We start from the raw sequence: 24807 nt of genomic DNA on the forward strand, positions 1-24807 counted from the left end.
TGACTCTCTTTCGCACAGGAGATTGCCCGTGTTCGACCGAATTCAGGCGATGCGCACCTTCATTCGCATCGTCGATACCAACAGCTTCACCAAGGCCGCCGAATCGCTCGAGATTCCCCGCGCGAGCGCGACCACCATCGTGCAGAACCTCGAAGCGCTGCTCGGCACGCAACTGCTCGTGCGCACCACGCGACGCCTGAGCCTCACTGCGGAAGGCGCGGCTTACTACGAGCGCTGCGCGCAGATTCTCGCCGACATCGACGAAATGGAAGCGAGCCTGCGCAACAGCACCGACGCGCTGAGCGGCCGCCTGCGCGTCGAGATGCCGGGCGTGGTGGCCAATGCGATCGTGCTGCCCGCGCTCGCCGACTTCCACGCGCGGTATCCGAATCTCGACGTGGCCGTGGGTGTGACGTTGCGCAACGTGGACCTCGTGGGCGAGGCCGTGGACTGCAGCATCCAGTTCGGCGAGTTGCCGGACTCGGGGCTTGCGGCACGCCGTCTCGGCGCGCTCGAACACGTGACGTGCGCGAGTCCGGCCTACGTCGAGCGCTACGGCATGCCGGCCAGCCTCGACGACCTCGCGCAGCACGTTGCCGTGAATTGCCTCGCGCCCGTTGCGTCGCGCCCGGATGCGCTCGACTTCGAAGTGGACGGCGCCGCCGCCGCCGTGAAGATGAACGGCTTCGTGCGCGTGGGCGACGAGCAGGCGTACCTCACGTGCGGGCTGCAAGGCTACGGGCTGATCCAGCCTGCGCGGCTCACGGCGCAGCCTTACCTCGATACGGGACAGCTAGTGGAAGTGCTCCCGCAATGGAAGCCGCTGCCCATGCCGGTTTCGGCGGTGTTCGTGAAGAGCCGGCGCGTGTCGCCGCGCGTGCGCGCCTTCGTGGACTGGCTTGCCGAACTGTTCGAGGGTCACAGCTTGATGGACAGCCTGATGGACAGCGACCTCTCGCACGTGCATCAACTGCTGCGGGGGTTGCAGCCGGCTTGATTGTCGGGCGCCGGGGCATCCGCCTCACCCGCGCGGCGCGTGCGCTGGGCGCGGGCGCGTGCCTCGCCCGCCACGCGCGCGAGCGCCTTCGCGCTCATGCGCGCGGCCACGTCGCGTACGTAATCGTGGTGGCGCGCTTCGAGCGGCGCCCGAAGGCGCTCCGCCAACAGATAGCGGATCAAGGCGATGCGCCGATGACCGAGCGCGATGCTCTGCTCGAGCAGCGCGAGTGCGGCGTCGGGGTCGCCCGCTTCGCAGGCGAGTCTGACAAGACGCGACGTTTCCGGGCGCGGCATGACGGGGGTCCGCTCGCGTGGGGTTCAGACGGCGGCCGCGGCAGGTTCGATGCACGAGACGTGCGCAGACGCGCCCGCTGGCACGCCTACCGCGTCGGTCACGCCGCGCGCCTGCGGTTGTCCCGCTCGCGTCGCCGTCCGCGCGCACCGCGCCTCGTAATCGGCGCGCGTCCAGTCGAGTTCCACGCCGATGCGCCGCGTGCCCTCGCGAATCTTGGGCTTGTGCAACGCGAGCGTGAGCGCGGCCAGCGCGGGCCACTCGCGAAACGACAACTCCGCGAGATCCAGCGCGAGCGTTTCGAGCAAACGCGTATGCGGCCGCGTGTCGAGGAACTGCACGACGCGCGCGCAGTAACGCTCGTAGTCGATCATCGCTCCTGCCGCTGCTTCGCTCTCGCACGGTTCGCCCGCGTAGACTAGGCTCGCGTCGATCACCACGGGCTGCGGCTTGCCATGCTCGTGCGCGTGAATGCCGACGTGTGCCTCGACCACCAGTTCGTCGATAAACACGCGCCAGCCGCGACCCGTCTCGCGCGGCAGGTCGGATGGCAGGTCGGACGACAGGCGCTTCACAGCAAGAGCGGCGCCGCGGCGTCGAGCATGATGCGGCAGAAGTAATCGGCGAAGCTGCGTCGCACGATCACCTCGAACGTATCGGCCGCCGTGGGCACGAGCACGATGGACGCCTTGAAGTAGTGGCTCTGCGCGCACTGCCCCGGCGCGAAGAGGCGCGGATGCAGGTCGAGCGGACAGCCCCGCGCGATCACGTCGCGCACCTTCTCGCCCGCCAGTTCGATCACGGTGTAGCCGCTGCCCACGTCCACGGCGGACGCGAACTGGCCCGCAAGCGCCGCGGCGAGCCGCTTTTCCAGCACCGCAGCCTGCGCTTCGCGCGAACGCACGAGCCATTCGTCGGGCCCGAGCCAGAGCACTTCGCCGCCTTCGCCCTGCGCCGCCGTGTTGGGCGTTGTGGGCAGACGGCAGCCCAGCACGCTTGCCACGGCGCTTGCGAATGCAGGGTCGTCGGCGTCGCCGCGCAGGTTCACGAGGTCGATGAACGGCCGCTCCGTGAAGCGGAATTTCTTCTGCACGTTGGCGTGCTGCGCGCGCAGAACATCGGCCGCGCCGACGAGCGGCGATTCCTGCCACGGCCCGCGTGCGGCACCCGATGCACCGCCTGCGTCGCTCGCACTTTTAGCCGCGGTATTGCTTCGTGCCTCATTCCACATTTTGACGGGCTCCTTCGGTGTCGTAGAAAACCGGGCTCGCAATCTTCGCCCCGATCTGCCGGCCGTCCGCCAGCGGAATGTTGACCTTCTCGCCCATGCGCGACAGGCCGCCCTTGATCACGGCAAGCGCAATGGAGCGCTTCAGGATAGGGCTGTAGTAGCTCGACGTGACGTGGCCCAGCATCGGCGCCGTATCGCCCTGCACCGGTCCCGCCGTGATCTGGCTGCCCTCGGGAATCACGAACTGCGCGTCCTCGGAAAGCAGGCCGACGAACTGCTTGCGGCCATCCTTGGCGGTGTCCGACCGCGTGAGCGAACGCTTGCCGAGGAAGTCTTTCGACTTCGCCACGAGCCCGCCCATGCCCAGGTCGTACGGCGTGACGGAGCCGTCCGTGTCCTGGCCGACGATGATGTAGCCCTTCTCCGCCCGCAGCACGTGCATGGTTTCCGTGCCGTACGGCGTGATGTCGAACTCGGCGCCCGCGGCCATCAGTGCTTCCCACACCGAGCGGCCCAGGTTCGCGGGCACGTTGACCTCGTACGCGAGTTCGCCCGAGAAGCTGATGCGCATCACGCGCGCCGCCACGCCCGCCACCGTGCCTTCGCGGTACGTCATGAACGGGAACGCGGCGTTCGCGAAATCGATGTCGCCGCACACCTTCTGCAAGACCTGGCGGCTCTTCGGGCCCACCACGGCGAAGGTCGCCCAGTGGTCCGTGACGGAGGCGAGCCGCACCTTCATGTCGGGCCATTCCGTCTGCAGCCAGCGTTCGAGCCACGAGAGCACGCGCGCGGCGCCGCCCGTCGTCGTGGTCATGACGTAGTGCTGGTCGGCAAGGCGCACGGTCACGCCGTCGTCGAACACCATGCCGTTCTCGTCGAGCATCAGGCCATAGCGGCATTTGCCCACTTCGAGCTTGCTCCACGGGTTCGTGTAGACCCAGTTGAGCAGCTTCGCGGCGTCGGGACCCTGAATGTCGATCTTGCCGAGCGTGGAGGCATCCAGAATGCCCACGCTCTGGCGCACCGCCAGGCTCTCGCGCGCCACGGCGGCATGCAGGTCTTCGCCGGGCTTCGGGTAGTACCACGGGCGCTTCCAGTTGCCGACGTCCTCGAACGCGGCGCCGTGCTCCACGTGCCACTCGTGAATGCAGGTCTTGCGGATCGGGTCGAGCAGGTCGCCCAGTTCCCGGCCTGCCACCAGACCGAACGTGACCGGCGTGTAGTTGGGCCGGAACGTGGTGGTGCCCGTTTCGGGAATCGACTTGCCGAGCGCGCCGGCCAGAATCGCCATGCCGTTGATGTTGCCGAGCTTGCCCTGGTCCGTGCCGAAGCCCATCGACGTATAGCGCTTCACGTGCTCCACGGACTCGAAGCCTTCGCGCGCAGCGAGCAGGATGTCGGCCGCGGTCACGTCGTTCTGGAAATCGACGAACTGCTTGGCACCGCGCGAGGCCTGCTCGCGACTGCCCACGAGCCAGAGCGGTTCGAGCGGCTGGCTTGCGACGTCGGCCGCAACCGGCGCCTGCGGACGCGGCGCATCGAAGCCCGCCGCCTTCGCGGCTTCCACGCCGGCATCCACGGCAAGACGCAGGGCACTGGCGAAGCGAAACTCGCCCGCTGCCGCGCCCACGCTGCATTCGGGCTGCACGGCCTTACCCGGCACGAAGCACGCCTTCTCGTCGCTCCAGTGCGCCTTGCCGCCCGACTGCGCGAAGAGGTGCAGCACCGGGCTGAAGCCGCCCGACATCGCGACGAGGTCGCAGGGCATGTCGGTCTGTTGCGTGCTCACCTGGCCACCCACCTGGCCGTTGGCATACGACGCCACCTGCACCGAACTCACCTTGAACTTGCCGTGCGCCGCCGTGACCACCGCCTGGTTCAGCACCTTCACGCCCTGACGGCGCGCCGCCGCCGGCAACGCGCCGTTGCCCTGGACACGCGAATCCACCACCGTCACCTTCGCGCCGCACGCCTTGAGGTCGAGCGCGCACTGGTAGCCGTCGTCGTTGTTGGTGAACACCACGGCCTCGCGGCCCGGCAGCACGCCATAGCGATGGATGTAGCCCGATACCGCCGAAGCCATCATCACCCCCGGCAGGTCGTTGTTGCCGAACACGATGGGCCGCTCGTGCGCGCCTGTCGCGAGAATCACGCGCTTCGCGCGGATCTTCCAGAGCAGTTCGCGCGAACCCTTGCGCATCGAGACCGGCAGGTGGTCGGTCAGGCGCTGCGCCACCGTCACGAGGTTGTGGTCCTGATAACCAAACGCGGTGCTGCGCGTGAGAATCTTCACGTCGGGCATGTGTGCGAGTTCGGCTTCCACTTTCTCGACCCACTGCATGGCGGGCCGTCCGTCGATTTCCGCGCGGCCCGCCAGCAGGCTGCCGCCCAGTTCTCGCTGGTCGTCCACGAGGATCACGCGCGCCCCGGCCTTCCCGGCCGCATGAGCAGCCGCGAGGCCCGTGGGGCCGCCGCCCACCACGAGCACGTCGCAGTGCGCGAAGCACTTGTCGTAGCGGTCGGCGTCGGGCGTGTCGGGCGCCTTGCCCAGACCCGCGGCTTCGCGAATCTTCTCCTCGTACTTCGGCCACCATTTGCGCGGCCACATGAAGGTCTTGTAGTAGAAGCCCGCGGGCAAAAAGCGCGAGAACTTCTGGTTCACGGCGAGGCGGTCGTGCTCGAGGCTAGGCTCCGCGTTCACGCTTGTGGCGACCAGCCCCTGATACAACTCCACTTCCGTGGCACGCGCGTTGGGCACCGTGTAGGCACCGCGCTCCAGCTGCACGACGGCATTCGGTTCCTCGACGCCCGCCGTGACGATGCCGCGCGGCCGGTGGTACTTGAAGCTGCGCGCGACGAAATGCACGCCGTTGGCGAGCAGCGCCGAGGCGAGCGTGTCGCCCTGGTAGCCCTGATACGTGCGGCCGTTGAAGGTGAAGGTGAGCGGAATGGCGCGATTGATGCGCCCGCCCGTGCCGAGGCGATCTTTCTGGCTCATTGGCTGTTGCCCCCGTTTGCGGTGTTGGCCTTCGTGTATGCCTCGCTCTGCGCGGCGCTCCGTGCCTCGCTCACGCCCGACGCAGAGGCCGTCGGCTTGCCAAACTTCTCGAAGCCGAGGAACTGGTACGTCACGGTGTCGCGCGTCGCGATGAACCAGCGGCGGCAGCCTTGCGTATGCACCCATTGCTCGCGGTGCACGCCGCGCGGGTTCTTGCGCATGAACACGTAGTCGCCCCATTCGCGGTCGGACAGTTTTTCAGGTTCGGCTGGGCGCGCGATATCGGCTTCGCCGCCGCAGTTGAATTCGCTTTCGGCGCGCGGTCCGCACCACGGGCATTCGATCAGCAGCATGGGTTTCTCCCGTCAGAAGCGGTGGCTTGTTTAGTGAGCGACGGCGGCGGCGCCGTGCTCGTCGATCAGATGGCCCGTGTAGAAGCGGTCCAGCGCAAACGGCGCGTTGAGCGGATGCGGCTCGTCGCGTGCAATGGTGTGGGCAAACACCCAGCCCGAGCCCGGCGTGGCCTTGAAGCCGCCCGTTCCCCAGCCGCAGTTGAAGTAGAGGCCCTTCACGTCGGTCTTGCTGATGATGGGGCAGGCGTCCGGCGACACGTCCACGATGCCGCCCCACTGCCGGTTCATGCGCACGCGCGAGAACACCGGGAACATCTCCACGATGGCCTCCAGCGTGCCTTCGATCACCTGATAGCTGCCGCGCTGGCCGAAGCCCGAGTACTGGTCGATGCCGGCGCCGATCACGAGGTCGCCCTTGTCGGACTGGCTGATGTACGCGTGCACCGCGTTCGACATCACCACCGTGTTGACCACGGGCTTGATGGGCTCGGACACGAGCGCCTGCAACGGATGGCTTTCCAGCGGCAGCCGCACGCCGGCCATGTCCGCAAGCGTCGTCGTATTGCCCGCCGCCACCACCGCGACTTTCTTCGCCTTGATGAAGCCCTTCACCGTGTCCACGCCGACGACGGCGCCGCCCTCGCGGCGAATGCCCGTGACCTGGCAGTTCTGGATGATGTCCACGCCGGCCTGGTCCGCGCCGCGCGCGAAGCCCCAGGCCACCGCGTCGTGCCGGGCCACGCCGCCGCGCCGCTGGATGGAGGCGCCCAGCACCGGATAGCGTGCGTTGAGGTTGATGGTGGGCTCGATTTCCTTGATCTGCGCGGGCGTGAGGAATTCGGCATCCACGCCGTTGAGGCGGTTCGCGTTCACGCGGCGCTGCGTGTCGCGCACGTCCTGCAGCGTGTGCGCGAGGTTCATGACGCCGCGCTGGCTGAACATCACGTTGTAGTTGAGGTCCTGCGCGAGCCCTTCCCAGAGCTGCATCGCTTTTTCGTAGAGCGCCGCGGACTCGTCCCACAGATAGTTGGAACGCACGATCGTGGTGTTGCGCGCCGTGTTGCCGCCGCCTATCCAGCCCTTTTCGAGCACGGCCACGTTGCGCACGCCGTGCTCCTTCGCGAGGTAGTACGCGGTGGCAAGGCCGTGGCCCCCGCCGCCCACGATCACGACGTCGTATTCGCGCTTAGGCTCCGGGCTGCGCCACTGGCGCTCCCAGTTCTCGTGATACGACAGGCCGTTGCGGAACAGGCTGAATATCGAATAGCGGCTCATCTCTGCCTCTCGGGTTAGCACTCGATGACGTTCACGGCCAAACCGCCGCGCGACGTCTCCTTGTATTTCGTCTTCATGTCGGCGCCGGTCTCGCGCATGGTCTTGATCACGCTGTCGAGCGACACGTAATGCTGGCCATCGCCCTTGAGCGCCATGCGCGAGGCGTTGAGCGCCTTGATGGCGCCCATCGCGTTGCGTTCGATGCAGGGAATCTGCACGAGCCCGCCCACCGGGTCGCAGGTCATGCCGAGGTTGTGTTCCATGCCGATCTCGGCTGCGTTCTCCACCTGGGTCGCCGTGCCGCCCATCACCGCGGCGAGCGCGGCGGCGGCCATCGAGCAGGCCACGCCCACCTCGCCCTGGCAGCCCACTTCGGCGCCGGAGATGGAGGCCGTTTCCTTGTAGATGATGCCGATGGCCGCAGCCGTCAGAAGGAAGTCGACGATGCCGGCTTCGTTCGAACCGGGCACGAACTTCACGTAGTAATGGAGCACGGCGGGAATCACGCCGGCCGCGCCGTTGGTGGGCGCCGTGACGACGCGCCCGCCCGCGGCGTTCTCTTCGTTGACGGCCATCGCATAGAGATTGACCCAGTCGAGCATGGAAAGCGGATCGCGCAGCGACTCTTCGGAGCGCGCGCGCAGCTGCGCCGAGAGTTCGGCGGCGCGCCGCTTCACCTTCATGGGGCCGGGCAGTTCGCCGTTCACCTTGCAGCCGCGCTCCACGCAGGCCGCCATCGTGCGCCAGATGGCCGCGAGGCCCTCGCGCACTTCGCGGGCCACGTCGGCGTCGTCCTTGCCCGATGCCGCGCGCAGCGCGCATTCGTTGCGAAACGCGACCTGCGCGACGGAAAGACCGCTTTCGCGGCACACGCGCATCAGGTCTTCGCCCGTGCGAAACGGGTACGGCACCTCGCCGGCCGCACGCACGCCGTTCACGCGGTCGCCGTCGCGGTTCACCACGAAGCCGCCGCCCACGGAGTAATACTCTTTCTCCACGAGCAGTTGGCCGTTCTCGTCGAAGGCCTGAAAGCGCATGCCGTTGGGGTGGACGACACTCGTGCCGCCCATCAGGCGCCGGTAGAACGCGATGTGCTCCTTCTCGTCGAAGCGCACGGTCTGCTTGCCGAGCAGCGCGAGCGCGCGGTCGCCGCGGATCTGCGCGAGACGCGGCTCGATCATGTCGGGGTCGATCGATTCGGGCAGATGCCCTTCGAGGCCGAGCAGCACGGCCTTGCCGGTGCCGTGCCCTTTGCCGGTGGCGCCGAGCGAACCATAGAGCTCCACCTTCACGCGGCGCACGAAGGCGAGCAGGTTCGCGTCCTCGATGTGCGAGGCAAAGCGGCACGCGGCGATCATCGGGCCGACCGTGTGCGAGCTGGACGGGCCGATGCCGATCTTGAACAGATCGAAGACGCTGACGTTCATGGTGCGCGGGCTTCCGTTCGGGTGGGTGGGATGCCGGTGCCGCAGCGTTTTATACGGGCTTCGCGTGCGGTTCACCAGCGTGCCGCCAGTACACCAAAGCGTAAAATCCGGCGATAGAACAAAAACGGCATGGAAATGGGACGCCACCGCCAGCGGCCCCGCAAGACGGGGGCTCCGTTCGCTTCTGCGAAGATTGGCGACGGAAAAACGCAAGCCGGGCGCGTGGGGATGGGCGACGCTAGGGTCGGTTCAGTCGCGAACCCCACCTCGCTCGTGCGCCGCACCATGCCGTCTGCCGAGACAACGCCTGCAAGCGTTCGTGCCCACGCAAACCTGGGTGCCGAACCGCCTGCCCCTACCTGCGCAGCCGACCATGAACACCGCTGAACCGCTTCCGCTCTACTCCGTCGACAGCGCACCGAAGGAACGCATCCGCTTTGCCATCGTGCTGCTGCCGAACTTCACGCTGACGGCGTTCTCCGGTTTCGTGGACATGCTGCGGCTTTCCGCCGACGAAGGCGACTACAGCAAGCCGGTGCGCTGCTCGTGGAGCGTGGTGGGCGACACGCTCGCGCCCGTGCGTGCAAGCTGCGGCATCCAGATCACGCCATGGCAGACCTTCGCCGAGGCCGAACCGTTCGACTACCTCGTGGTGGTGGGCGGCCTGCTCCATTCGGGGCCGCAGGCCAACGAGGAAACGCTGCAGTTCATCCGCAGCGCGGCGCGCGCGAACGCGACGCTCGTGGGCATCTGCACGGGCGTGTTCGCGCTGATGCGCGCGGGCGTGCTGGAGGACCATCGCATCTGCGTGAGCTGGTTCCACTACTGGGACTTCGTAGAGCGCTTTCCGGCGGTGAACGCGGATAGCCTCGTTGCGGACCGCCTGTTCGTGATCGACCGGCGACGCATCACCTGCTCGGGCGGCCGAGCCTCCATCGACGTGGCCGCCGCCATTCTGCTGCGCCACTTCGAGCACGCCACGGTGCAAAAGGCGCTGCGCATCCTGCTGGTGGGCGAGATGCAGAAGGGCAACGCGCCGCAGCCGCATCCACCAGGACTCGCGCCCGCCACGCACCCGAAGGTGAAGCGTGCCATCCTCGTGATGGAACAGCACGTGGGCCGCACGCTGCCGCTCGAAGAGCTGGCGTGCAAGCTCGACCTCTCGCCGCGCCAGCTGGAGCGGCTCTTCAAGGCGGAAACGGGACGCAGCCCGCAGGCGTTCGCCAAGCAGGTGCGCCTGCGCACCGCGGCCTGGCTGCTCACGAGTTCGGACCGTACCGTGGCCGACATCGCATCGAGCTGCGGCTTTTCCGATGCCTCGCACCTGGGGCGCGAGTTTCGCAAGCAGTTCGGCGTGCCGCCCGTCGCGTTTCGCGAGCAGCGCGCGGGCACGCCGGACGCGGGCGCCGCGGCGCTGGACGAGACGTTTCCCGGGCGGGTCGACGTTTATTGATCGTTGTTGACCGAGCGGGCACGTTTTCCGCCACGTTTTCCGCCACGTTTTCCGCCACGTTTTCCGCCACGTTTTCCGCCACGTTTTCCGCCACGTTTTCCGCCACGTTTTCCGCCACGTTTTCCGCCACGTTTTCCGCCACGTTTTCGGACCGCGCTTCGGACTGCGCTTCTCGCCACGACCGCGCTTCGGACCGCGCTTTGGACCGCGTTTCGGATCACGCTTCTAGCCACGCTTCAGACCACGTTCGGACTGCGGCGTACCGCAACCAGGCCGCCTAGCTTCAAGACGAGCGCACGATTTGTCGCCTACTCGCCGCCTACCTGCCGCCTCAGATCATGGATCGCGCCACGCGGCACGCCGCCAGGTCCCACGCGGCGCAGCCGACGCTCTTGAGCATGACCGGCTGCCCGCCCTGCACGACGGCGCATGCGCCTGACGCACCGGCCGACTGGATCGCGTCGGCGAGACTCGACACGCTCGTCCAGTCCACGCCCGCCTGGATATAGTCGCCCGCCTCGTGCGCGGCGCCGGCGAGGTCGTCCACGTAACGCACGCTGCCCAGCACGGTACGCGCGCCGATCTCGACGGCGTCGGCGGTGAAGGCCCCCACGCCGATCACAAGCCGCGCGGCGCGCGGTGCTTCGTCGTAGACGGCCGTCTTGCTCGTGGTCGCCGTTATCACGAGGTCCACCGACTCGGGCACGCCCGCCTCCAGGAGCGGCACGAGGCCGCCCGGCACGTGGGCCGCATGGGCCTCGCAGAACGCCGCGGCGCGTGCCGGCGAACTGCCCTGCACGCGCACCTTGGCCGCCGGAAAGAGTTCGCCGATCGCCTCGACGTGATTGAGCGCCTGCGTGCCCGTGCCGATCACGAGCACGTCGCGCGGCGCGGCGCGGGCAAAGAGCCGGATGCCCAGCATCGAGACCGCCGCCGTGCGGCGCCCCGTCACCGTGGGACCGTCGAGCATGAAGAGCGGCACGCCGCTGTCCGCATCGCACGCCGTCACCTGGCCGTGAATGGTCGGCCAGCCGCGCGCGCGGTTGCCGGGACACACGTTGACGAGCTTGTGAATCGCGATGTCCGGCGCCGTGGCCGGCATGGAGAGCATCACGCCGCCGCTGTTGAGCGGCACGACGAGACGCTCGGGGCTCGCGATGCGCCCGTGCGCGTAGTCGACAGCGGCAATCTGGATCGCCTCGACGAGAGCCGCGTAAGGCAGGCGCCGGGCGGTCTCGGCCGCATCGAAAGCCGGTGGCGTGTGACTGGCGGTCATGGTGGTTTCCTGGTTCATGTGGTCGTCTATGTGACAGTGAGGCAGCGGCGCCAGGCGGCACTTCGCCTGCCCTTGTTCTGTACTGGCCCGGAATGTAGACCAGCTTGGGGCCAGCATCAACCTGTCAGGGCAACGGCCGGTAGTTTCGACCGCAGCGTGCGGCGATGAGGGAAACCAACGTGAGTGGCAATGCGGATGCTGCCTGTGTTGATGTCGGGCATGTCGGGCAGCGCATTTTGCGGGTGGGATGAGAGATGGGGGAGCGTCAGAGGGGCCGCTGAAGGCGGCATTGAAGTCGATGTCAGGCGACACGCCGGAATGCGCGCCGGTTTCGGATTGCCGATCCCCGGGATATCGGGCAATCGAAACCGGCGTTTCGAATAACACGGCTTGATTCAGCCGGGATGCCTCAGCCAATCAAATCTCAGCCGGCCACACCTCGCCGGCCGCACCTCAGCCGGCCGCACCTCAGCCGGCCGCACCTAGCCGGCCGCACCGCTCACCGAACGTTCATCGTCGGGTTGGTTGCCGTGATGAACGGATCGAACGTCATATGGACGTTGTTTTCCAGCAGCATGGAAATCGAATACTGCACGTTGTTTCCGGCGCTGTTTACGCGCCCGCCCCAGACCGTGCCGTCATATTGGGGATATCGCTGCGGATTCACCATATTGGGAATGGCTTGCCCGGTGAAACCGAGAATGGCGATGGCTTCGCCCGGATTAATGGAAACCGCCGACCAGACGATCGTGTCGCCGTTTTCGCACTTCGTCCGCAATTCGTTGGTGCCTTCCGAACCATCCCCGCTGTAGCCCGTCGAATCCACCATGAATACGTATTTCGGCAGATTGTTTTCGGCAATGGCCTTGGCGACATTGACCAGTACGTTGACGTAAATCGTTGCCATGACGACTCCTGTTTTATGAAAGAAGTACTGTTTTGCGGCCTCCTGCCCATTCTGGTGGAAGATGTCCCCGTCACCTTTGAAATAACATATTAATTCATGCGATTTCCGTTAAACCGAGAGACGTCTCTCGACAATGAGCCGGAAGAATGGCACGGCAATTGAATTAACCGTGCGAAGCGGAATATAGCAGTCAGGCTTTATAAGACAACCTGCCAGAAAAGATAGGAACGTGAAATAGCATTAAAATCGGCATAAATGCCACCTTTTGCAACAACCGAAAAACGTTGACGCAAGGCAGCATAAATGCAGATTGATTCGGTGCGGATTAATTCCCGGCGTTCTGGATAATCGAAACGCCGGAAAATACCGTGTTTCGCCGCTTTGCCGGTCGGCTTCAGGCGGCTTCCACGCCCGGCGCGCGTGTCGCATCGCCCGGCAACGGTGCGCCGCTCGCCGGCCGCGCAACCGTCATCCCTCGCCCGGCAAAGAAACGCGTCATCTGGTCGAACCGCAAATACGCGTCGGCCTGATGCGGCGCCACGCCCGACGGGTTGTGGAACCACACGCCCTGCGCATCGCGCCCGTGCAGCAGCACGAGATGCCCGCCCTGCCTTGCGTTGGGCCGCTCCGGGTAACGAATCTCCGGGCTGACCGAGGCGATGGCAAGCGTGTTCTCGTCGATGCACGCCGCCAGATCCGCCAGCGTCACGGTGCCCAGCACCTCCACGCGCAGGCCGAATGCGCGCTCCACCCACGTGCCGAAGGGTCGATAGATCAGCCCGTCGACGCCCCCGTCGTCGCGCAGACGGTAGACGTCGTGACGCAGTGCTTCGTCGAGCAGATGCGCACGCGAACCATGCGCGATGGCCCAATAGTCGAGCAGCGATTCCAGGCACGTGAGCCCGCACAGGCGTTTGGCCCAGAAGCGGTAGCGCTCGGGGTCGGTAAAGCCGCTGCGCGTCCAGTCGGGATCGGCGCAAGGGTCGGCGCCGTCTTCGACGATGGGCCGCACCCACTCGGGGCTGCCCCACTGCGCGTAGTACGGCACGCGCACATGGCGATAGACGTTCTTGTTCATGTCGTTTGTCTCGAATCTCGAGGAGGGCAAGGCAGGCGCTCGCAGCAACGCCCTCCACTCCCATCAAAGCCCTTCAAAGCCCCTCAACGCCGATCCACACGCCCAAGCGCCGCGGCCACGCGCTCGCGCAACGTGGGCAGCACCTCGGCGTCGAACCACGGATTGCGCTTGAACCACGCGACGTTGCGCGGCGACGGATGCGGCAACGGCATCACCTGCGGGCCGAACTCGCGCCAGCGTAGCAGCGTGTCCGTGAGCGTGGGGCCGAAGGCGTCGCCCAGACCGAAACGCTGCGCGTACTGACCGACGAGCAAGGTCAGCTTCACGTCGCGCAATTGGGCGAGCAGCGCGTCGTGCCAGCGCGCGGCGCATTCGGGACGCGGCGGCAGATCGCCGCTCGCGCCCCGCCCCGGAAAGCAGAAACCCATGGGCACGATCGCGAACTTCGTGGCGTCGTAGAACGTGGCGTCGTCCACACCGAGCCAGGCGCGCAGACGCGTGCCGCTTGCGTCGCTCCAGGGCACGCCGGACGCATGCACGCGCGCGCCGGGCGCCTGGCCGATCAACAGGATGCGCGCCTCGGCCGCCGCAGCCAGCACCGGACGCGGCGCGTGCGGCAGCACAGGCGCGCAGATCGTGCACGCGCGGATCTCGCGCAGCAACGTATCGAGCGAGCGGGACGGCGGGGACTGCTTCTTCGCGGTCATGGCGTCATGGGGTCAGGCGGGCCGGACGCACCGGTGAACGCCACGCTGGCGGATGGCAAGGCGCCCCCGGCATTACAGCATGCTCCGCGGCCGTTGCATCGTGCCGTCGAAGAAGCGCTGCAGCCGGAACGCCGAGAGATCGAGGGAAGGCTGACCGTCGCTAATCCACTCGGCCACCAGCCGCCCCACGATGGGCCCCATCGCGAAACCGTGTCCGCAAAAGCCCGTGGCGATGACGAGGCCGGGCGTTTGCGGTGGCGCGTCGATGACGGGAATGCCGTCGGGCAGCACATCGATCAAACCGGCCCATGCCTCAACCACCTGCGCGCCGGCCAGCGCAGGGAACAACGCGCGCAGCTTCGCGAGCGCACGCGGCGCGTGCCGCGCATTCGGCTGCGGCTGCGGATCGCGCGGATGGATCACGCGTTCGCCCGCCTTCACCACGCCGGGCAAACGCTCGTAGAGATCGCGTGCGAACGCGCCGTTCAGGTGAAAACGAAATGCCTCGTGCCGCGCCCAAAGCTCGGGCAAAAACCATTTGAGCGCACGCAGATGGCCGAGCGTGATGTCGACGTCCACCTGCATGTCGTCGGCCAGATTGATGGCGCCGTTGACGCGCTGACGGATGCCGAGGCCGTGACCCCAGAACGTGGACGCCGTCACGGCGGGCAGTGCGTTGGTTCGCATGCAGGTACCGCGCACGGCTTGCTGCGGGAGTTCCAGGCCGAGCGTGGCAAGCAGGCGCCAGCTCGTTGCGCCGGCCGCGCAGACGAAGCGGCGCGTGCGGATCGTGCCGCGCTCCGTCACCACGCCAGCGACGGCGCCCGCCTCGCGCTCCACGGCCACCACGCCGCAGCCTTCGATGAACCGCGCACCCGCTTCCACCGCGCGTGCGGCGAACGCGGGCGCCGCGCGACGCGGCTCGGCCTGGCCGTCGGTCGGCGTGTAGAGGCCGCCGTGTGCGGGGCCGTGCATCCCGCTCACATAGCGGTCGATCTCTTTGCGCGAGAGCACGCGCGTGTCGAGTCCGTACTGGCGCGCGACCTCCGTCCATTGCTGGAACGAGGCCCAGTCTTCGTCATTGCCCGCGACATAGAGGCAGCCGCCCTGGCGCCATTCGAGGTCGAAGCCGAGTTCCGCTTCCAGCTGTTCCCAGAGGCGGATGCCCGCCATCATGAGCGGCACCTCGGCTGCCTCGCGGCCCTGTTGACGCACAAAGCCCCACGCGCGCGTGGACTGCTGGCCTGCGATGCGCGACTTGTCGAGCACCACGGCCTTGAGCCCGCGCCGCGCGAGATAGTACGCAGCGGCGCAGCCCATGATGCCCGCGCCAGCGATGACGACGTCGGCGTGAGCGGGAAACGGTTCGTTGGAAGGCGAGAGGTTGGCGTGCAGCGGGTAGGTGGTCGTCATGGGCGAAGGGGGACGAATAAGCGCAACGTCTTGCGGTCGGACCGTGCATCTTCGCAGGCCCGTCGCCGCATGGCAAATGCGCAGAGTCCCTCTCGCGGCACTACGTCGAGCCGTCTATGCCGCCGTGCATGTCACCTTCGCCGCCCTCGCGGCCCGCCGATCAATGATGCTCGAAGAGCGAATGCGGAACGACGTAGTGCGGCAGTACGCCAGGCTGCCCAGACTGGGACACGCTCGACACGCCCGAGCCATAGCCCGTTGTTTCATTCGACGTCTGAGCCGATGCCATGTTGGCCGCGGGGCCATTCGCCGCGTTGTACGCGGGGTACTTCGTCTTGTCCTGATGCAGCGTGCCGTTCTGTTCGGCCTGGGCAATCTGTGCCTTCACGTCGCTGCGCATGAGCGGGCCAGTAGTGCCGGTAGTGCCGGTCTGAGCGAAGGACGCGACCGGAGCAATAAGCGCGACGGCGACCGCCAGCGTTGAAATAAAGGTCTTCATGGTGCTCTCCTTGTACCTGCTTCGTGTTTCCGCCCGGCCGATCCGGGCGAAGATGCCTCACGATGCACAAGGTCAGAATAGCCAGTACACCTTAACGGAGCCTTAGCCCTGGCACACCAAAAAGAAAGCCAAAAAAAAGAGCAATGTGTTGCCCGATGTGGACACTGAGGTGGACACCGAGGTGGTCACTCAGGTGGCCCCTCCAGCGCCACACCGGCACAGGGTCAGGTCGTCGTGACCGGTTCGACCGCCCGCAGGCCGCTCAATTTGACCGACAGTCCGCCTTGCGGCGAAACGTTGCCAAGCGAGAGCGTTGCGTGATGGCGGCCCGCAATGCGCGACACGATGGCAAGGCCCAGTCCGCTGCCCTGCCCCATGGCATGCTCGCCGCGATAGAAGCGGTCCAGCACGCGGCCGCGCTCGCTCTCGGGAATGCCGGGACCGGTATCGGCCACTTCCAGCGTCAGCTTGCCGCCGTCGCGCGTCAACATCACGTCGACTCGCCCGCCTGGGGGCGTGTAGCGGATTGCGTTATCCACGAGATTGGAGAGCAGCACCCCGAGCGAATTCGGCTCGGCGAGCGCCATGCAGGCATCGTCGTCCGCGGCGGCGCCGTTGCGAGACACGACGAGCCCCAGATCGATCGACTTCACTTCGGCAAGCAGCGAGAAGTCGCCCACCGTCTGCTCGCAGAGCCGCCTCAAGCTCACGGCCTTCATCGGCGCCGGCTGTTGGGCATCTTCGCGCGCGAGCGTGAGCAATTGATGCACGAGATGGATGATGCGATTGAGCCGCCCTTCCACGCGTTCGATGGTGGCCGCGTCGCCCTTCAGCGTGCCGTCGCGCACGGCGCCCTGAAGCTGCAGCTTGAGCGCCGTGAGCGGCGAGCGAAGTTCGTGGGCGGCGTCTGCGACGAAGGTGCGCTGCGCCTGCAAGGCCACGTTGAGCCGGTGCAGCAGGTCGTTGACCGCTTCCACGAGCGGCCGGATCTCGACCGGCACGTCGCGCCCGTCGAGTTGCAGCGGTTGAAGCGAATCGATGGAACGCGTGGCGAGCGCACGCGAGAGTCGGCCGATGGGCGCGAGTCCGCGTGCTACTGCAAACAGCACGAGCGCAATGGTGGGCGGGATCAGCACGCCGAGCGGCCAGAGCGTGCGCAACGCGAGCCGCAAGGCGAGGTCTTCGCGCACGTCGATGGGCTGCGCGACCTGCACGAAGCGCCCCGGCTGCTGCACGCCGAACACACGCCAGTGGTGCTCGGCGTGCTCGACGGTTCGCAGCCCTTCGGGATAGCGCGCGAGCGCCGGCGCGGACGACGAGCGGTAGACGAGCTGGCCCGCAGCGTCCCAGATGCCGATCACGATGCGTTCGTCGCCGATATTGCCGAACGCGGGGCCGCCGCTACGGTTTGTGCTACCGGCAGCGAGATTCGACGGCAGCGAGATCGCCACCACGCGAAGTTCGTAGTCGAAAAGCTCGCTGGCCTCGTGCTTCGCGCTATGGAAAATGCCGGCGCCCGCCGCGAGCGCCGCGACGGCAAGACCGAAGATGAGCCAGCCCAGCAGCCAGCGACGGATGGACCTCATTCGCAGCGCTTCAGCCGGTAGCCCACGCCGCGCACGGTCACGATCTGATCGGCGCCGATCTTGCGGCGCAAGCTGTGCACGTGCACTTCGATCGTATTGCTGCCCACTTCCTCGCCCCATCCATAAAGTTTCTCTTCCAGTTCCGCGCGCGTGAACACGCGCGAAGGCTCTTCGATCAGCACCTGCAGCAGCGCAAATTCCCGCGGCACGAGGGCCACGGGTTCGCCGTTCCTCGTTGCCTCGTGCGCGGCGGGATCGAGCGTGAGTTCGCCATGCGTGTACACGGGCTGCTTCTGCCCCGTGCGGCGCCTCAGCAGCGCGCGCACGCGGGCGGCCAGTTCGTCGAGATCGAACGGCTTGATGAGATAGTCGTCGGCACCGGCGTCGAGGCCGCGAATGCGGTCGTCCACGGCGTCGCGCGCGGTGAGGATGATAACGGGCGCCGCGCCCCCGTGATTGCGGTAGCCGCGCAGCACGTCGATGCCGTCCTTCTTCGGCAGCCCCAGATCGAGCAGCACCAGATCATAGACGCCGTTGCCGAGCGACAGCTCGGCCGCGCGGCCGTCCTGCGCCCAGTCGATGGCGTAGCCCGCCCGGCGCATCGCTTCCAGCACCGGCTCGGCAATCATGTCGTCGTCTTCGACCAGCAAAAGCCGCATTCCCTTCCCCCTCCCTTTGCGCTGCCGACCACCAAACGCCCATTGTGGCGAGCCGCAGCTTAACGCTTCCTGATGAATTGCTTAAATGCCCGAACTCCGGGCACGCTATTTCATCAGAGGATTAAATGCCTGTTCAGTTAATCGGTTACTTCGTAAAAATGCACGCTTCGTGCAGCATGCGATCCCATCAGCGAAAAATTCCATGCCTCGAAACACTTCATTACACGTTTTTTGCAATTTATGCGTTTAGAATAACGCCCGATCCGGCGCCGTTTAACACGGGGGTACGCGCGCCGGCACGTGAAGACGGCACGCCGCCTGGTGGGCGCACCGCTCCTTCGCGTAATCGCTGCTTCGTACTGCGTAGCCGGTCGGCTCGCGGGGCGGGCGCTGCCGAGACAGGCGCCCTTAAGCCGCATGACGTCCATCACCCCGATATAACCTCAATCGACGGACATCCACGCAGTATGGCCAACGTTTCACAATCACCCGACTCGCTTGCGGTCGCGGAACGTGTGCGCGAACTGATGAGCCGCCATGGCATCGGCAAGCGCCATCAAACCACCGAGTTGTGCCGCATTCTCGATCTGAGTTTTTCGCAGGGGCACCGCAAGCTGCGCGGCAATAGTCCCTGGACGCTTTCGCAAATCAAGAAAGTCGCCGAGGCATTCGGCGAGCCGGCGGCGCAGTTGTTCGGCGCGCAGTCGCTCGACCCCGGCATGGTGGGCGCGGTCGCCCACGAGGCCGTGTTCGCGGTGGCCGCCATCGAAATGCCTTGTACGGCGTGGGTGGGCGCGCCCATCGAGCCCGGCAGCCGGCCCGAATTCATCGCGTACTCGAAGCAGGGCCAGTGGCGCGTGGTGCGCCACGACGGCGCGCTCTACCAGAACGCGCACGAGGTTCACAAGATCGAGATCTACCCGCGCCGGCCCGAGAACGACCGGCCGCTCATCGCCGTGGTGGACGACGACCGCACCTCCGCGGACAACCTGCGCGATTACCTCGAACACAACGGCTTTGCGGCGCTCGCGCTGTACGGCCTCACGGCGTTTTCCGAGGCGCTGCAAAGCCAGGTCTTCGACGGCGTGGTGATCGACTGGCTGTTCGGCACGCAAACGTCCGCCGAGGCGATTCGCGCGGTGCGCGCCTCCGAAAACCCCGACGCGCCGATCCTGGTGCTCACGGGCGAACTGCTGACGGGCAAGGCGAGCGAATCGGAGATCGGCGAAATCATTCGCGCTTACGACGTGGCCTGCCACGAGAAGCCCGCGCGCATGGCGATCATCGCGGCGGACCTCTCGAAGCGGCTCAATCGCGGCTGAGGCTGGGGCTGAGGCTGGGGCTTCTGCGCGTCTGGTTCAGCGCTGCGCTTCGGTCAGACCGGAGCGCGGCCGCGAGCGGCCGGCGGCCAGCGCCCGCTGAAGCGCGGCCCGCAGTACGTCGTAATGGACGGGCTTGGTGAGGCTGTCGAAGAACGCTGCCGGGAACGCCTGCCCACCGCCGTCAGGGCCGCGCGCATCGAGGTCGGACATGTACGCGCTCACGGCAATCACGCGCGGCAGGCCGCCCGGGTAAGCGCCCGTGCCGACGCGCATGTCGAGATCGGCCATCAGCGAATAGCCGTCGCGGCCGGGCATGTGCAGATCGAGCAGCATCACGTCGCAGCGCTGGCTGTCGAGCCAGGCCAGGGCTTCTTCGACATCGGCCGCCGCGTGCACGCTGTAACCCATGTGCGCCACCATCTCGCAGAGCGATTCGCGTACGAGCGGGTTGTCGTCCACTACCAGCACCTGCGGCGGCGCGGCGCTGCGCGCATCCGTCGCGGCATGCGCGGCGGGGTTGCCCGGTACGGACCGCACCGGCAGGGTCACCGTGAAGGTCGTGCCCTCGCCCAGGCGGCTGTCGGTCTCGATCGTGCCGCCGAACAGATCCACCAGCCCCTTCACAATGGCGAGCCCCATGCCCGCGCCTTCGAAGCGCCGCGAGCGCGAGGCGTCGAGCTGCGTGAACTCCCTGAAAATCTGCGGAATCTGCGCGTGCGGCACGCCAGGCCCCGTATCACGGACCACGATGGAGAGCAGATCCGGCAACATCACGAACTCGAGATGAACCGAGCCGCGCTCCGTGTAGCGGATCGCGTTGGTGACAAGGTTGTTCGCAATCTGCCGGATGCGATGCGGGTCCGACACCACACGCCCGCCGCCGCGTTCGGCACGCGCCGCGCACTCGAACACAAGTCCTTTCGCACGCGCGGCAGCTTCATGCTGATCGGCAATGGAAGCGAGCAGTTCGCGCGGATCGAACTCCTCGTCGCGCAACTCCAGCTTGCCGGCGCCGAGCCGCGCGTAGTCGGTCAGGTCCTTCATCTGCGTTTCGAGCTGCCGCGCCGCGATTTCGAGCCGGCGGATCACCTTGCCATCCGCCTCCGAATGCGGCGTGAGCCCAAGCAGTTCGATCGACGACACGATGGCGTGCAGCGGCGTACGCAATTCGTGGCTGATCATGCCGAGAAACGCGTCTTTCGCGAGGCTCGCCTCGCGCGCCGCACGGCTTGCGTCGTGCTCGGCGGCGAGCAACGCCTTTTGCTGGTTGATGAGCCGCGTGCGCCGGAACCCGTTGAACACGAGCAACGCGGTGGCCGCCGCCGAAAGCAGCAGCAAACCGACACCTGCGGCAAACAGCATGCGGCGCTTCGCAAGAAAGTCGCGGCTCATTGCCTCGCGGTCTTCCACGTCGGCAAAGCGCCGGCTGAGCGCAAGTTCGTTGACGGTGTTCCAATGGCTGTGCAGCGCCGCGAAAACCTTGCCGGCGAGGTCGGGATTGGCTTCGAGCGCCGCGATTTGCGGATCGATTTCGGCCACGAGCGCATCGAGCGCCGCAAGCTCCGCTTGCTGGCGCCGCTGCAAGTCCGGCTGCGACGCGAGGTTCCGCGTGGACCCGGCCAGCACATGCAGCTTCGACTGCAGCACCGCGTAACGCAGTTGCAGCTTCGCGTAATCGCGATTGGCGCCGAAGCGGTACTGCAGCAGCTGGTTCTCCAGCCGGGCGTAGGCGATCTGCAACTGCGCGGCGTCCCAGTAATAGCCGTCGTAAGCGCCCGTGATGCGCTGCGTGGCGCGCGAATCGATCAGGTTCGCGTACAGCAGATAGCCCACCGCCGCGACCGGTGGCGCAATCGCCACGAGCCACACGAGGACGAGAACGAAGCGGCGTAACGGACGGCGCATCACTTGACGACGATCGACTTGATCTGCCACGCGAACTTCGAATCGCCGCCAGGCCCGCCCAGTTCCGATGGGAACGTGTCGCGCGGATAGATCAGAAAAAGCGGCCCGAAGTCGCTCATCTTCAGGCGCTGCCCGTTCATGCTGTAGGCGAGCACAACGCCGTAGCGACCGGCATCGGCCATGGGCACGACGCAGGTGTAGTCGTCGAAGGTATGGATTTCGAGTTGCGTGCCATTCGCGCCCACCGTCTTCAGCACGTCGGAGAGCAACGGGCCCGTGAACGTGGAGCGCGGCGTCCAGGTGGTGGACGTCGTGATGGCATGCACGGGCAGCGCGAGCAGTTGCGCTTCGCTGAAGTGATAGACGGTGTGCGTCGCGTCGTTCGTGTTGGCGATCTTGCCTTTCACGTCGAGCGACAGCGTGGCCGCAAGCGCGTGCGAAGCGATCAACGATGCCGCGCACACGAGCGCGGCCCCCACTCCCCCTAGCCTGCGCGACCGCCCCGCCCTACGCGAGGCCGAAGCCTGGTCTTCGTGCATTTCTTTCATGCCCCGTTATTCGTCCGCTTTGATCTGGCGCTGCGTTTGCCGCGCCGCCCTTGAGCCGGGGAGCGTGTTCACGCAGGCCCATGCATAATATCGTCAAATTCCAACCTGGCACGACGCCGTGCCCGCAGCCGCCGGGTCTCGCGCTCCGTCACGACATGAACAAGCCGATTCTTCCGCTCACGTACGAACAGCTCGGTCAGTGGATCGAGTCGCTGCAACCGGCGCTGCGCGCAGAAAACTTCGCGGTCATCGTGGGCATTCTGCGGGGCGGCGCGCCGCTCGCGCTGATGGCCTCGCATGTGACCGGCGCGCCGGTGGCGTTCCTGCGCTACGACCGCTCCACGCGCGCAGTCACGTGGGACTCCACGCTGCCGCTGCCCGAACCGGGTTCGCGCGTGCTGCTGTGCGAAGACATCGCGGGCCTGGGTTTCACGCTGACCGACTGCATCGCGTTCCTGCGCGAGCACGGCCTCACGGTGCGCACCTTGACAGGCGCCTACGACGACCTGAGCCGCCTGCGCCCCGACTATTCGATCGATGCCGACAGCTTCTTCACGCTCTTTCCGCAGGAACGCCAGAGCTACACCCAGCGCTACCGTTCCAGCTGGTCGCGCGAAGGCGCACAAACAGATGCACTGATCGCGACCGACCGCGAATACGCCACCTACGCCATCGACCTGGACGGCATCGTGCCGCCCGACACGCCGCTTGCCGCCGAAGACGATTTCGACGCCACGCTGGAGGAGCGCGAGGCGCTGCAGCCGTTCCGCAAGTTTTCGGGCGTGGAGATCGGACGCGTGCGGGCGGTCGTGACCGACCGTGCCGAAGCCGAGCGGGCGCGCGTGCAGAAGTGGCTCGAACGGCAGGGCTTCAACGGCGTGGAACTCATCATGCGCGAGGCCGGCCCGCACGACGCATCGCCGTCGGCGCAGGCCGCGCACAAGGCCGAAGCCGCGCAGCGCTGCGGCGTGACGTACTTCGTGGAAGGCGACCCGCTCGAAGCCATCCTGATCGCCCAGCAGGCCCCGCTGCTCCACGTGGTCTGGTGGAACGCGCACACGCAGAGCGGCACGCTGATCGGGGCGTCGGCCTGGCGCTAGGCGCTTAGCGCCGGCCTGGCTCCAGGCGGCTGGCGCGAGCGAGCGCCGCTTCAACCGATTCAACCGCTTCATTCCGCCGCTTCATTCAGGCACGCGCAATTGCCGCGCAGCGCGCTGCGATGCCACGAGAATCAGCTTCATGGTGGCCCGCGTCGCACCGACAAAGAGCTTGCGGGCAACACGCTCGTCGAGCGTTTCAAAATCGATTTCCGTGAAGATCACGCAAGGCGCGGCCTGCCCCTTGAAGCGATAGATCGACTCCAGCAGCACGTCGCCCTCGCGGTATTCGGGGTTGCCGAACAGGTCGTACTTGCCCGTGAAACTGCGCAGCCGGTGCGGGCCGAGATGGTCGAGCGCCGTGAGCGCCGAGCCCTCGCGGCCGCGAAACGACAGCACCACGATGTCCTGCCGGCGAAAGCCGAGCCCGAGCGCCTGCGTGATGGCGCGCTTGGTGGCGTCGACGATGCCTTCGGTCGCTTGCGGGCCGTCGTGATGGTCGTAGGTGGAGACCGCGACGTCGGACCCGTCGAACGGGCTGCCGGCCACAAGGCGCGCGGCGTCGTGCGACACCGGCCCCGCCACCTCGCGCACGTAGTCGAGGATGTCGCGCGGACTGCGGTAATTCGTCGATTCCCGCAGCACGGTCCAGCCATCGAGCGTCACGCTCTCGCGCATATAGAGGTTCTGCAGCGGGTCTTCGAGCCACCACCACGCGGCACCCGGCCGCAACAGCCGTTCGAGCGCCGCCACCCAGGGCTGCATGAAGTCCTGGCCTTCGTCGACGATCAACACGTCGAATTGCCAGCGCGCGTCGATGGGCGTCTGGGCGAAGGTCTGTTCGAGCTGGTCGAAGACGTCGGAGCGGCCGAAATCCGGCGCGCGTCCCGCGTCGCGTGCAATCCAGTCGCACAGCTGGTGATAGTTGGCCACCTTCACGCCGGGCGGCGCCACGCGCGCGATATGGTCGGCGAGCGGCCGGTTGAAGCACACGTAAAGCACGCGTTGATCGCGCGCCACCGCGTCTTTCATCACCTGCACCGCAAGCTGCGTCTTGCCCGAGCCCGCCGTGCCGATCACGCGCAGCCGGAACGGCGAGAATTCGAGCCGCCGCGCCCAGGTGGCAAGGCCGCCCGCAAGACGCGTGACGAGCGTGCCGGCCGCGCCCACGAGCGCGCTCGCGTCGGGCGTGAGCGCAAGTTCGTCGGCGAGAAAATGGTGAATCTTCGCGGCGCACGGCAGACGCGGCTCGTCGGCAGGCAGCGCTTCGCGCACGATGGCGGCGAGCCGGTCCTTGCGCGTGGCATCGACGATACGCGCCGGATTCACGCCGGCAATGGCCGCGTTCCTCACGACGTGATCCGGGCAGTACAGCAACTCTTCGATGAAATACGTGCCGGCCCCGAACGCCGCGGTAAAGCGCCGGTGCAGGCCTTCGATGGTCCGCGCGAGCGCGATGGCCACATTGCGCTCGGTCTGCAGATGGACCTTCACGAGGCCCTTCGGCGTCTCGCGCAGGAAGCCCGTCTTCTGCTCGACGATCATCACGCGGCCCGCCGGACTCACGATCACGAAGTCTGCCTCGCCGAATACCGAGAAGTTCTGGTTGAGCCGCGTCCAGTGCACGCCGTGGTAGACGGTGTAATCGGCCGGCAGCGCTTCTTCTAGCAGCGCAAGCGTTTCGCGCTCGCGCGCGGCCGCGCCGGTGGCGGCCAGATGCTTCCAGTCGTCGGGGACAATGCGGGCCATGCGGCGCCTCGTCGTGGTCGGTTGGGTGGG

21 protein-coding genes and 1 pseudogene are annotated in these 24807 nt (G+C 66.8%); 4 read left to right on the forward strand and 18 right to left on the reverse strand.

The window, feature by feature from the left end; translation table 11 throughout:
* Positions 1 to 28 precede the first annotated feature (28 nt).
* The gene (locus tag PKKP23_RS15220; RefSeq protein WP_126877511.1) at positions 29 to 997 is read left to right on the forward strand and encodes a LysR family transcriptional regulator; all 969 of its coding nucleotides are present in this window, start codon (positions 29 to 31) and stop codon (positions 995 to 997) included.
* A 50-nt stretch (positions 998 to 1047) separates the two neighbouring features.
* Here PKKP23_RS15220 and PKKP23_RS15225 read toward each other — a convergent pair.
* The 7 genes and pseudogenes from PKKP23_RS15225 to PKKP23_RS15255 all read right to left on the reverse strand — a co-directional run.
* Positions 1048 to 1293, reverse strand: a pseudogene (locus tag PKKP23_RS15225) (hypothetical protein); the annotation flags it as partial.
* Between the two features lie 24 nt (positions 1294 to 1317).
* A complete protein-coding gene (locus PKKP23_RS34545) occupies positions 1318 to 1857 on the reverse strand; it encodes a dihydroneopterin aldolase (RefSeq protein ID WP_420873231.1) in 540 nt (179 codons plus the stop codon).
* Positions 1858 to 1862: 5 nt separating this feature from the next.
* On the reverse strand, positions 1863 to 2522 hold the full coding sequence (locus PKKP23_RS34550; protein WP_126877514.1) for a sarcosine oxidase subunit gamma: 660 nt from the start codon (positions 2520 to 2522) through the stop codon (positions 1863 to 1865).
* The gene (locus PKKP23_RS15240) at positions 2512 to 5523 is read right to left on the reverse strand and encodes a sarcosine oxidase subunit alpha family protein (RefSeq protein ID WP_126877515.1); all 3012 of its coding nucleotides are present in this window, start codon (positions 5521 to 5523) and stop codon (positions 2512 to 2514) included. Before PKKP23_RS15240 ends, PKKP23_RS34550 begins: the two co-directional genes overlap by 11 nt.
* Positions 5520 to 5876, reverse strand: coding sequence for a sarcosine oxidase subunit delta (locus PKKP23_RS15245; RefSeq protein WP_126877516.1), 357 nt, complete (start codon positions 5874 to 5876; stop codon positions 5520 to 5522). Before PKKP23_RS15245 ends, PKKP23_RS15240 begins: the two co-directional genes overlap by 4 nt.
* 30 nt (positions 5877 to 5906) lie before the next feature.
* Positions 5907 to 7151 (reverse strand): sarcosine oxidase subunit beta family protein, encoded by a 1245-nt coding sequence (locus tag PKKP23_RS15250; RefSeq protein WP_126877517.1) that lies wholly within the window; start codon positions 7149 to 7151, stop codon positions 5907 to 5909.
* A 14-nt stretch (positions 7152 to 7165) separates the two neighbouring features.
* Positions 7166 to 8578: an L-serine ammonia-lyase gene (locus PKKP23_RS15255; protein WP_126877518.1), complete on the reverse strand. Its 1413-nt coding sequence runs from the start codon at positions 8576 to 8578 to the stop codon at positions 7166 to 7168.
* Positions 8579 to 8951: 373 nt separating this feature from the next.
* Here PKKP23_RS15255 and PKKP23_RS15260 point away from each other — a divergent pair, with 373 nt between their 5' ends.
* Positions 8952 to 10031 (forward strand): GlxA family transcriptional regulator, encoded by a 1080-nt coding sequence (locus PKKP23_RS15260; protein ID WP_017773685.1) that lies wholly within the window; start codon positions 8952 to 8954, stop codon positions 10029 to 10031.
* Between the two features lie 331 nt (positions 10032 to 10362).
* Here the strand turns inward: PKKP23_RS15260 and lhpI are convergent, their stop codons facing one another.
* The 8 genes from lhpI to PKKP23_RS15305 all read right to left on the reverse strand — a co-directional run bounded on the left by lhpI (position 10363) and on the right by PKKP23_RS15305 (position 18156).
* Positions 10363 to 11307 (reverse strand): bifunctional Delta(1)-pyrroline-2-carboxylate/Delta(1)-piperideine-2-carboxylate reductase, encoded by a 945-nt coding sequence (gene lhpI / locus PKKP23_RS15270; RefSeq protein WP_233411772.1) that lies wholly within the window; start codon positions 11305 to 11307, stop codon positions 10363 to 10365.
* Between the two features lie 499 nt (positions 11308 to 11806).
* On the reverse strand, positions 11807 to 12214 hold the full coding sequence (locus tag PKKP23_RS15275; RefSeq protein WP_017773682.1) for a hypothetical protein: 408 nt from the start codon (positions 12212 to 12214) through the stop codon (positions 11807 to 11809).
* Between the two features lie 394 nt (positions 12215 to 12608).
* Entirely contained in the window at positions 12609 to 13292 is a 684-nt protein-coding gene (locus tag PKKP23_RS15280; RefSeq protein WP_126877521.1) for a C39 family peptidase, read from the reverse strand.
* An 83-nt stretch (positions 13293 to 13375) separates the two neighbouring features.
* Positions 13376 to 13999, reverse strand: a complete 624-nt coding sequence (locus PKKP23_RS15285; RefSeq protein ID WP_126877522.1) for a uracil-DNA glycosylase family protein — start codon at positions 13997 to 13999, stop codon at positions 13376 to 13378.
* A gap of 72 nt (positions 14000 to 14071) precedes the next feature.
* Positions 14072 to 15412 (reverse strand): NAD(P)/FAD-dependent oxidoreductase, encoded by a 1341-nt coding sequence (locus PKKP23_RS15290; RefSeq protein ID WP_126877523.1) that lies wholly within the window; start codon positions 15410 to 15412, stop codon positions 14072 to 14074.
* A gap of 160 nt (positions 15413 to 15572) precedes the next feature.
* The gene (locus tag PKKP23_RS15295; protein WP_017773678.1) at positions 15573 to 15911 is read right to left on the reverse strand and encodes a DUF4148 domain-containing protein; all 339 of its coding nucleotides are present in this window, start codon (positions 15909 to 15911) and stop codon (positions 15573 to 15575) included.
* A 224-nt stretch (positions 15912 to 16135) separates the two neighbouring features.
* The gene (locus PKKP23_RS15300; protein WP_017773677.1) at positions 16136 to 17497 is read right to left on the reverse strand and encodes an ATP-binding protein; all 1362 of its coding nucleotides are present in this window, start codon (positions 17495 to 17497) and stop codon (positions 16136 to 16138) included.
* The gene (locus PKKP23_RS15305; RefSeq protein WP_126877524.1) at positions 17494 to 18156 is read right to left on the reverse strand and encodes a response regulator; all 663 of its coding nucleotides are present in this window, start codon (positions 18154 to 18156) and stop codon (positions 17494 to 17496) included. The genes PKKP23_RS15300 and PKKP23_RS15305 overlap by 4 nt, the downstream gene beginning before the upstream one ends.
* 467 nt (positions 18157 to 18623) lie before the next feature.
* Here PKKP23_RS15305 and PKKP23_RS15310 point away from each other — a divergent pair, with 467 nt between their 5' ends.
* Positions 18624 to 19478 (forward strand): helix-turn-helix domain-containing protein, encoded by an 855-nt coding sequence (locus PKKP23_RS15310; protein ID WP_017773675.1) that lies wholly within the window; start codon positions 18624 to 18626, stop codon positions 19476 to 19478.
* Between the two features lie 36 nt (positions 19479 to 19514).
* On the opposite strand, the gene PKKP23_RS15315 is transcribed toward PKKP23_RS15310, so the two are convergent.
* Together PKKP23_RS15315 and PKKP23_RS15320 are read right to left on the reverse strand one after the other, a co-directional pair.
* Entirely contained in the window at positions 19515 to 21383 is a 1869-nt protein-coding gene (locus PKKP23_RS15315; protein ID WP_126877577.1) for an ATP-binding protein, read from the reverse strand.
* Positions 21383 to 21862, reverse strand: coding sequence for a putative pterin-binding protein (locus PKKP23_RS15320; protein ID WP_017773673.1), 480 nt, complete (start codon positions 21860 to 21862; stop codon positions 21383 to 21385). The genes PKKP23_RS15315 and PKKP23_RS15320 overlap by 1 nt, the downstream gene beginning before the upstream one ends.
* 224 nt (positions 21863 to 22086) lie before the next feature.
* Between PKKP23_RS15320 and PKKP23_RS15325 the strand changes: the two genes are divergently transcribed.
* Positions 22087 to 23031, forward strand: coding sequence for a phosphoribosyltransferase (locus PKKP23_RS15325; RefSeq protein ID WP_126877578.1), 945 nt, complete (start codon positions 22087 to 22089; stop codon positions 23029 to 23031).
* 81 nt (positions 23032 to 23112) lie between these two features.
* Here PKKP23_RS15325 and PKKP23_RS15330 read toward each other — a convergent pair whose 3' ends face one another.
* Complete coding sequence (locus tag PKKP23_RS15330; protein WP_017773671.1) at positions 23113 to 24777, reverse strand: ATP-binding domain-containing protein; 1665 nt, start codon at positions 24775 to 24777, stop codon at positions 23113 to 23115.
* Positions 24778 to 24807 lie beyond the last annotated feature (30 nt).

It is taken from the genome of Paraburkholderia kururiensis JCM 10599 = LMG 19447, from assembly GCF_003986935.1.
GTDB classification, from domain to species: Bacteria; Pseudomonadota; Gammaproteobacteria; order Burkholderiales; family Burkholderiaceae; genus Paraburkholderia; species Paraburkholderia kururiensis.

What these genes read in the sequence shown, in the direction of transcription:
- PKKP23_RS15315 (WP_126877577.1), bottom strand. Translation starts at nt 21,383, where the DNA reads ATGCGCCGTCCGTTACGCCGCTTCGTTCTCGTCCTCGTGTGGCTCGTG.
- PKKP23_RS15290 (WP_126877523.1), bottom strand. Translation starts at nt 15,412, where the DNA reads ATGACGACCACCTACCCGCTGCACGCCAACCTCTCGCCTTCCAACGAA.
- PKKP23_RS15250 (WP_126877517.1), bottom strand. Translation starts at nt 7,151, where the DNA reads ATGAGCCGCTATTCGATATTCAGCCTGTTCCGCAACGGCCTGTCGTAT.
- PKKP23_RS15280 (WP_126877521.1), bottom strand. Translation starts at nt 13,292, where the DNA reads ATGAACAAGAACGTCTATCGCCATGTGCGCGTGCCGTACTACGCGCAG.
- PKKP23_RS15310 (WP_017773675.1), top strand. Translation starts at nt 18,624, where the DNA reads ATGGCCAACGTTTCACAATCACCCGACTCGCTTGCGGTCGCGGAACGT.
- PKKP23_RS15305 (WP_126877524.1), bottom strand. Translation starts at nt 18,156, where the DNA reads ATGCGGCTTTTGCTGGTCGAAGACGACGACATGATTGCCGAGCCGGTG.
- PKKP23_RS15275 (WP_017773682.1), bottom strand. Translation starts at nt 12,214, where the DNA reads ATGGCAACGATTTACGTCAACGTACTGGTCAATGTCGCCAAGGCCATT.
- PKKP23_RS15295 (WP_017773678.1), bottom strand. Translation starts at nt 15,911, where the DNA reads ATGAAGACCTTTATTTCAACGCTGGCGGTCGCCGTCGCGCTTATTGCT.
- PKKP23_RS15285 (WP_126877522.1), bottom strand. Translation starts at nt 13,999, where the DNA reads ATGACCGCGAAGAAGCAGTCCCCGCCGTCCCGCTCGCTCGATACGTTG.
- PKKP23_RS15260 (WP_017773685.1), top strand. Translation starts at nt 8,952, where the DNA reads ATGAACACCGCTGAACCGCTTCCGCTCTACTCCGTCGACAGCGCACCG.
- PKKP23_RS15255 (WP_126877518.1), bottom strand. Translation starts at nt 8,578, where the DNA reads ATGAACGTCAGCGTCTTCGATCTGTTCAAGATCGGCATCGGCCCGTCC.
- PKKP23_RS15240 (WP_126877515.1), bottom strand. Translation starts at nt 5,523, where the DNA reads ATGAGCCAGAAAGATCGCCTCGGCACGGGCGGGCGCATCAATCGCGCC.
- PKKP23_RS15325 (WP_126877578.1), top strand. Translation starts at nt 22,087, where the DNA reads ATGAACAAGCCGATTCTTCCGCTCACGTACGAACAGCTCGGTCAGTGG.
- PKKP23_RS15300 (WP_017773677.1), bottom strand. Translation starts at nt 17,497, where the DNA reads ATGAGGTCCATCCGTCGCTGGCTGCTGGGCTGGCTCATCTTCGGTCTT.
- PKKP23_RS15245 (WP_126877516.1), bottom strand. Translation starts at nt 5,876, where the DNA reads ATGCTGCTGATCGAATGCCCGTGGTGCGGACCGCGCGCCGAAAGCGAA.
- PKKP23_RS34550 (WP_126877514.1), bottom strand. Translation starts at nt 2,522, where the DNA reads ATGTGGAATGAGGCACGAAGCAATACCGCGGCTAAAAGTGCGAGCGAC.
- PKKP23_RS15330 (WP_017773671.1), bottom strand. Translation starts at nt 24,777, where the DNA reads ATGGCCCGCATTGTCCCCGACGACTGGAAGCATCTGGCCGCCACCGGC.
- lhpI (WP_233411772.1), bottom strand. Translation starts at nt 11,307, where the DNA reads ATGACCGCCAGTCACACGCCACCGGCTTTCGATGCGGCCGAGACCGCC.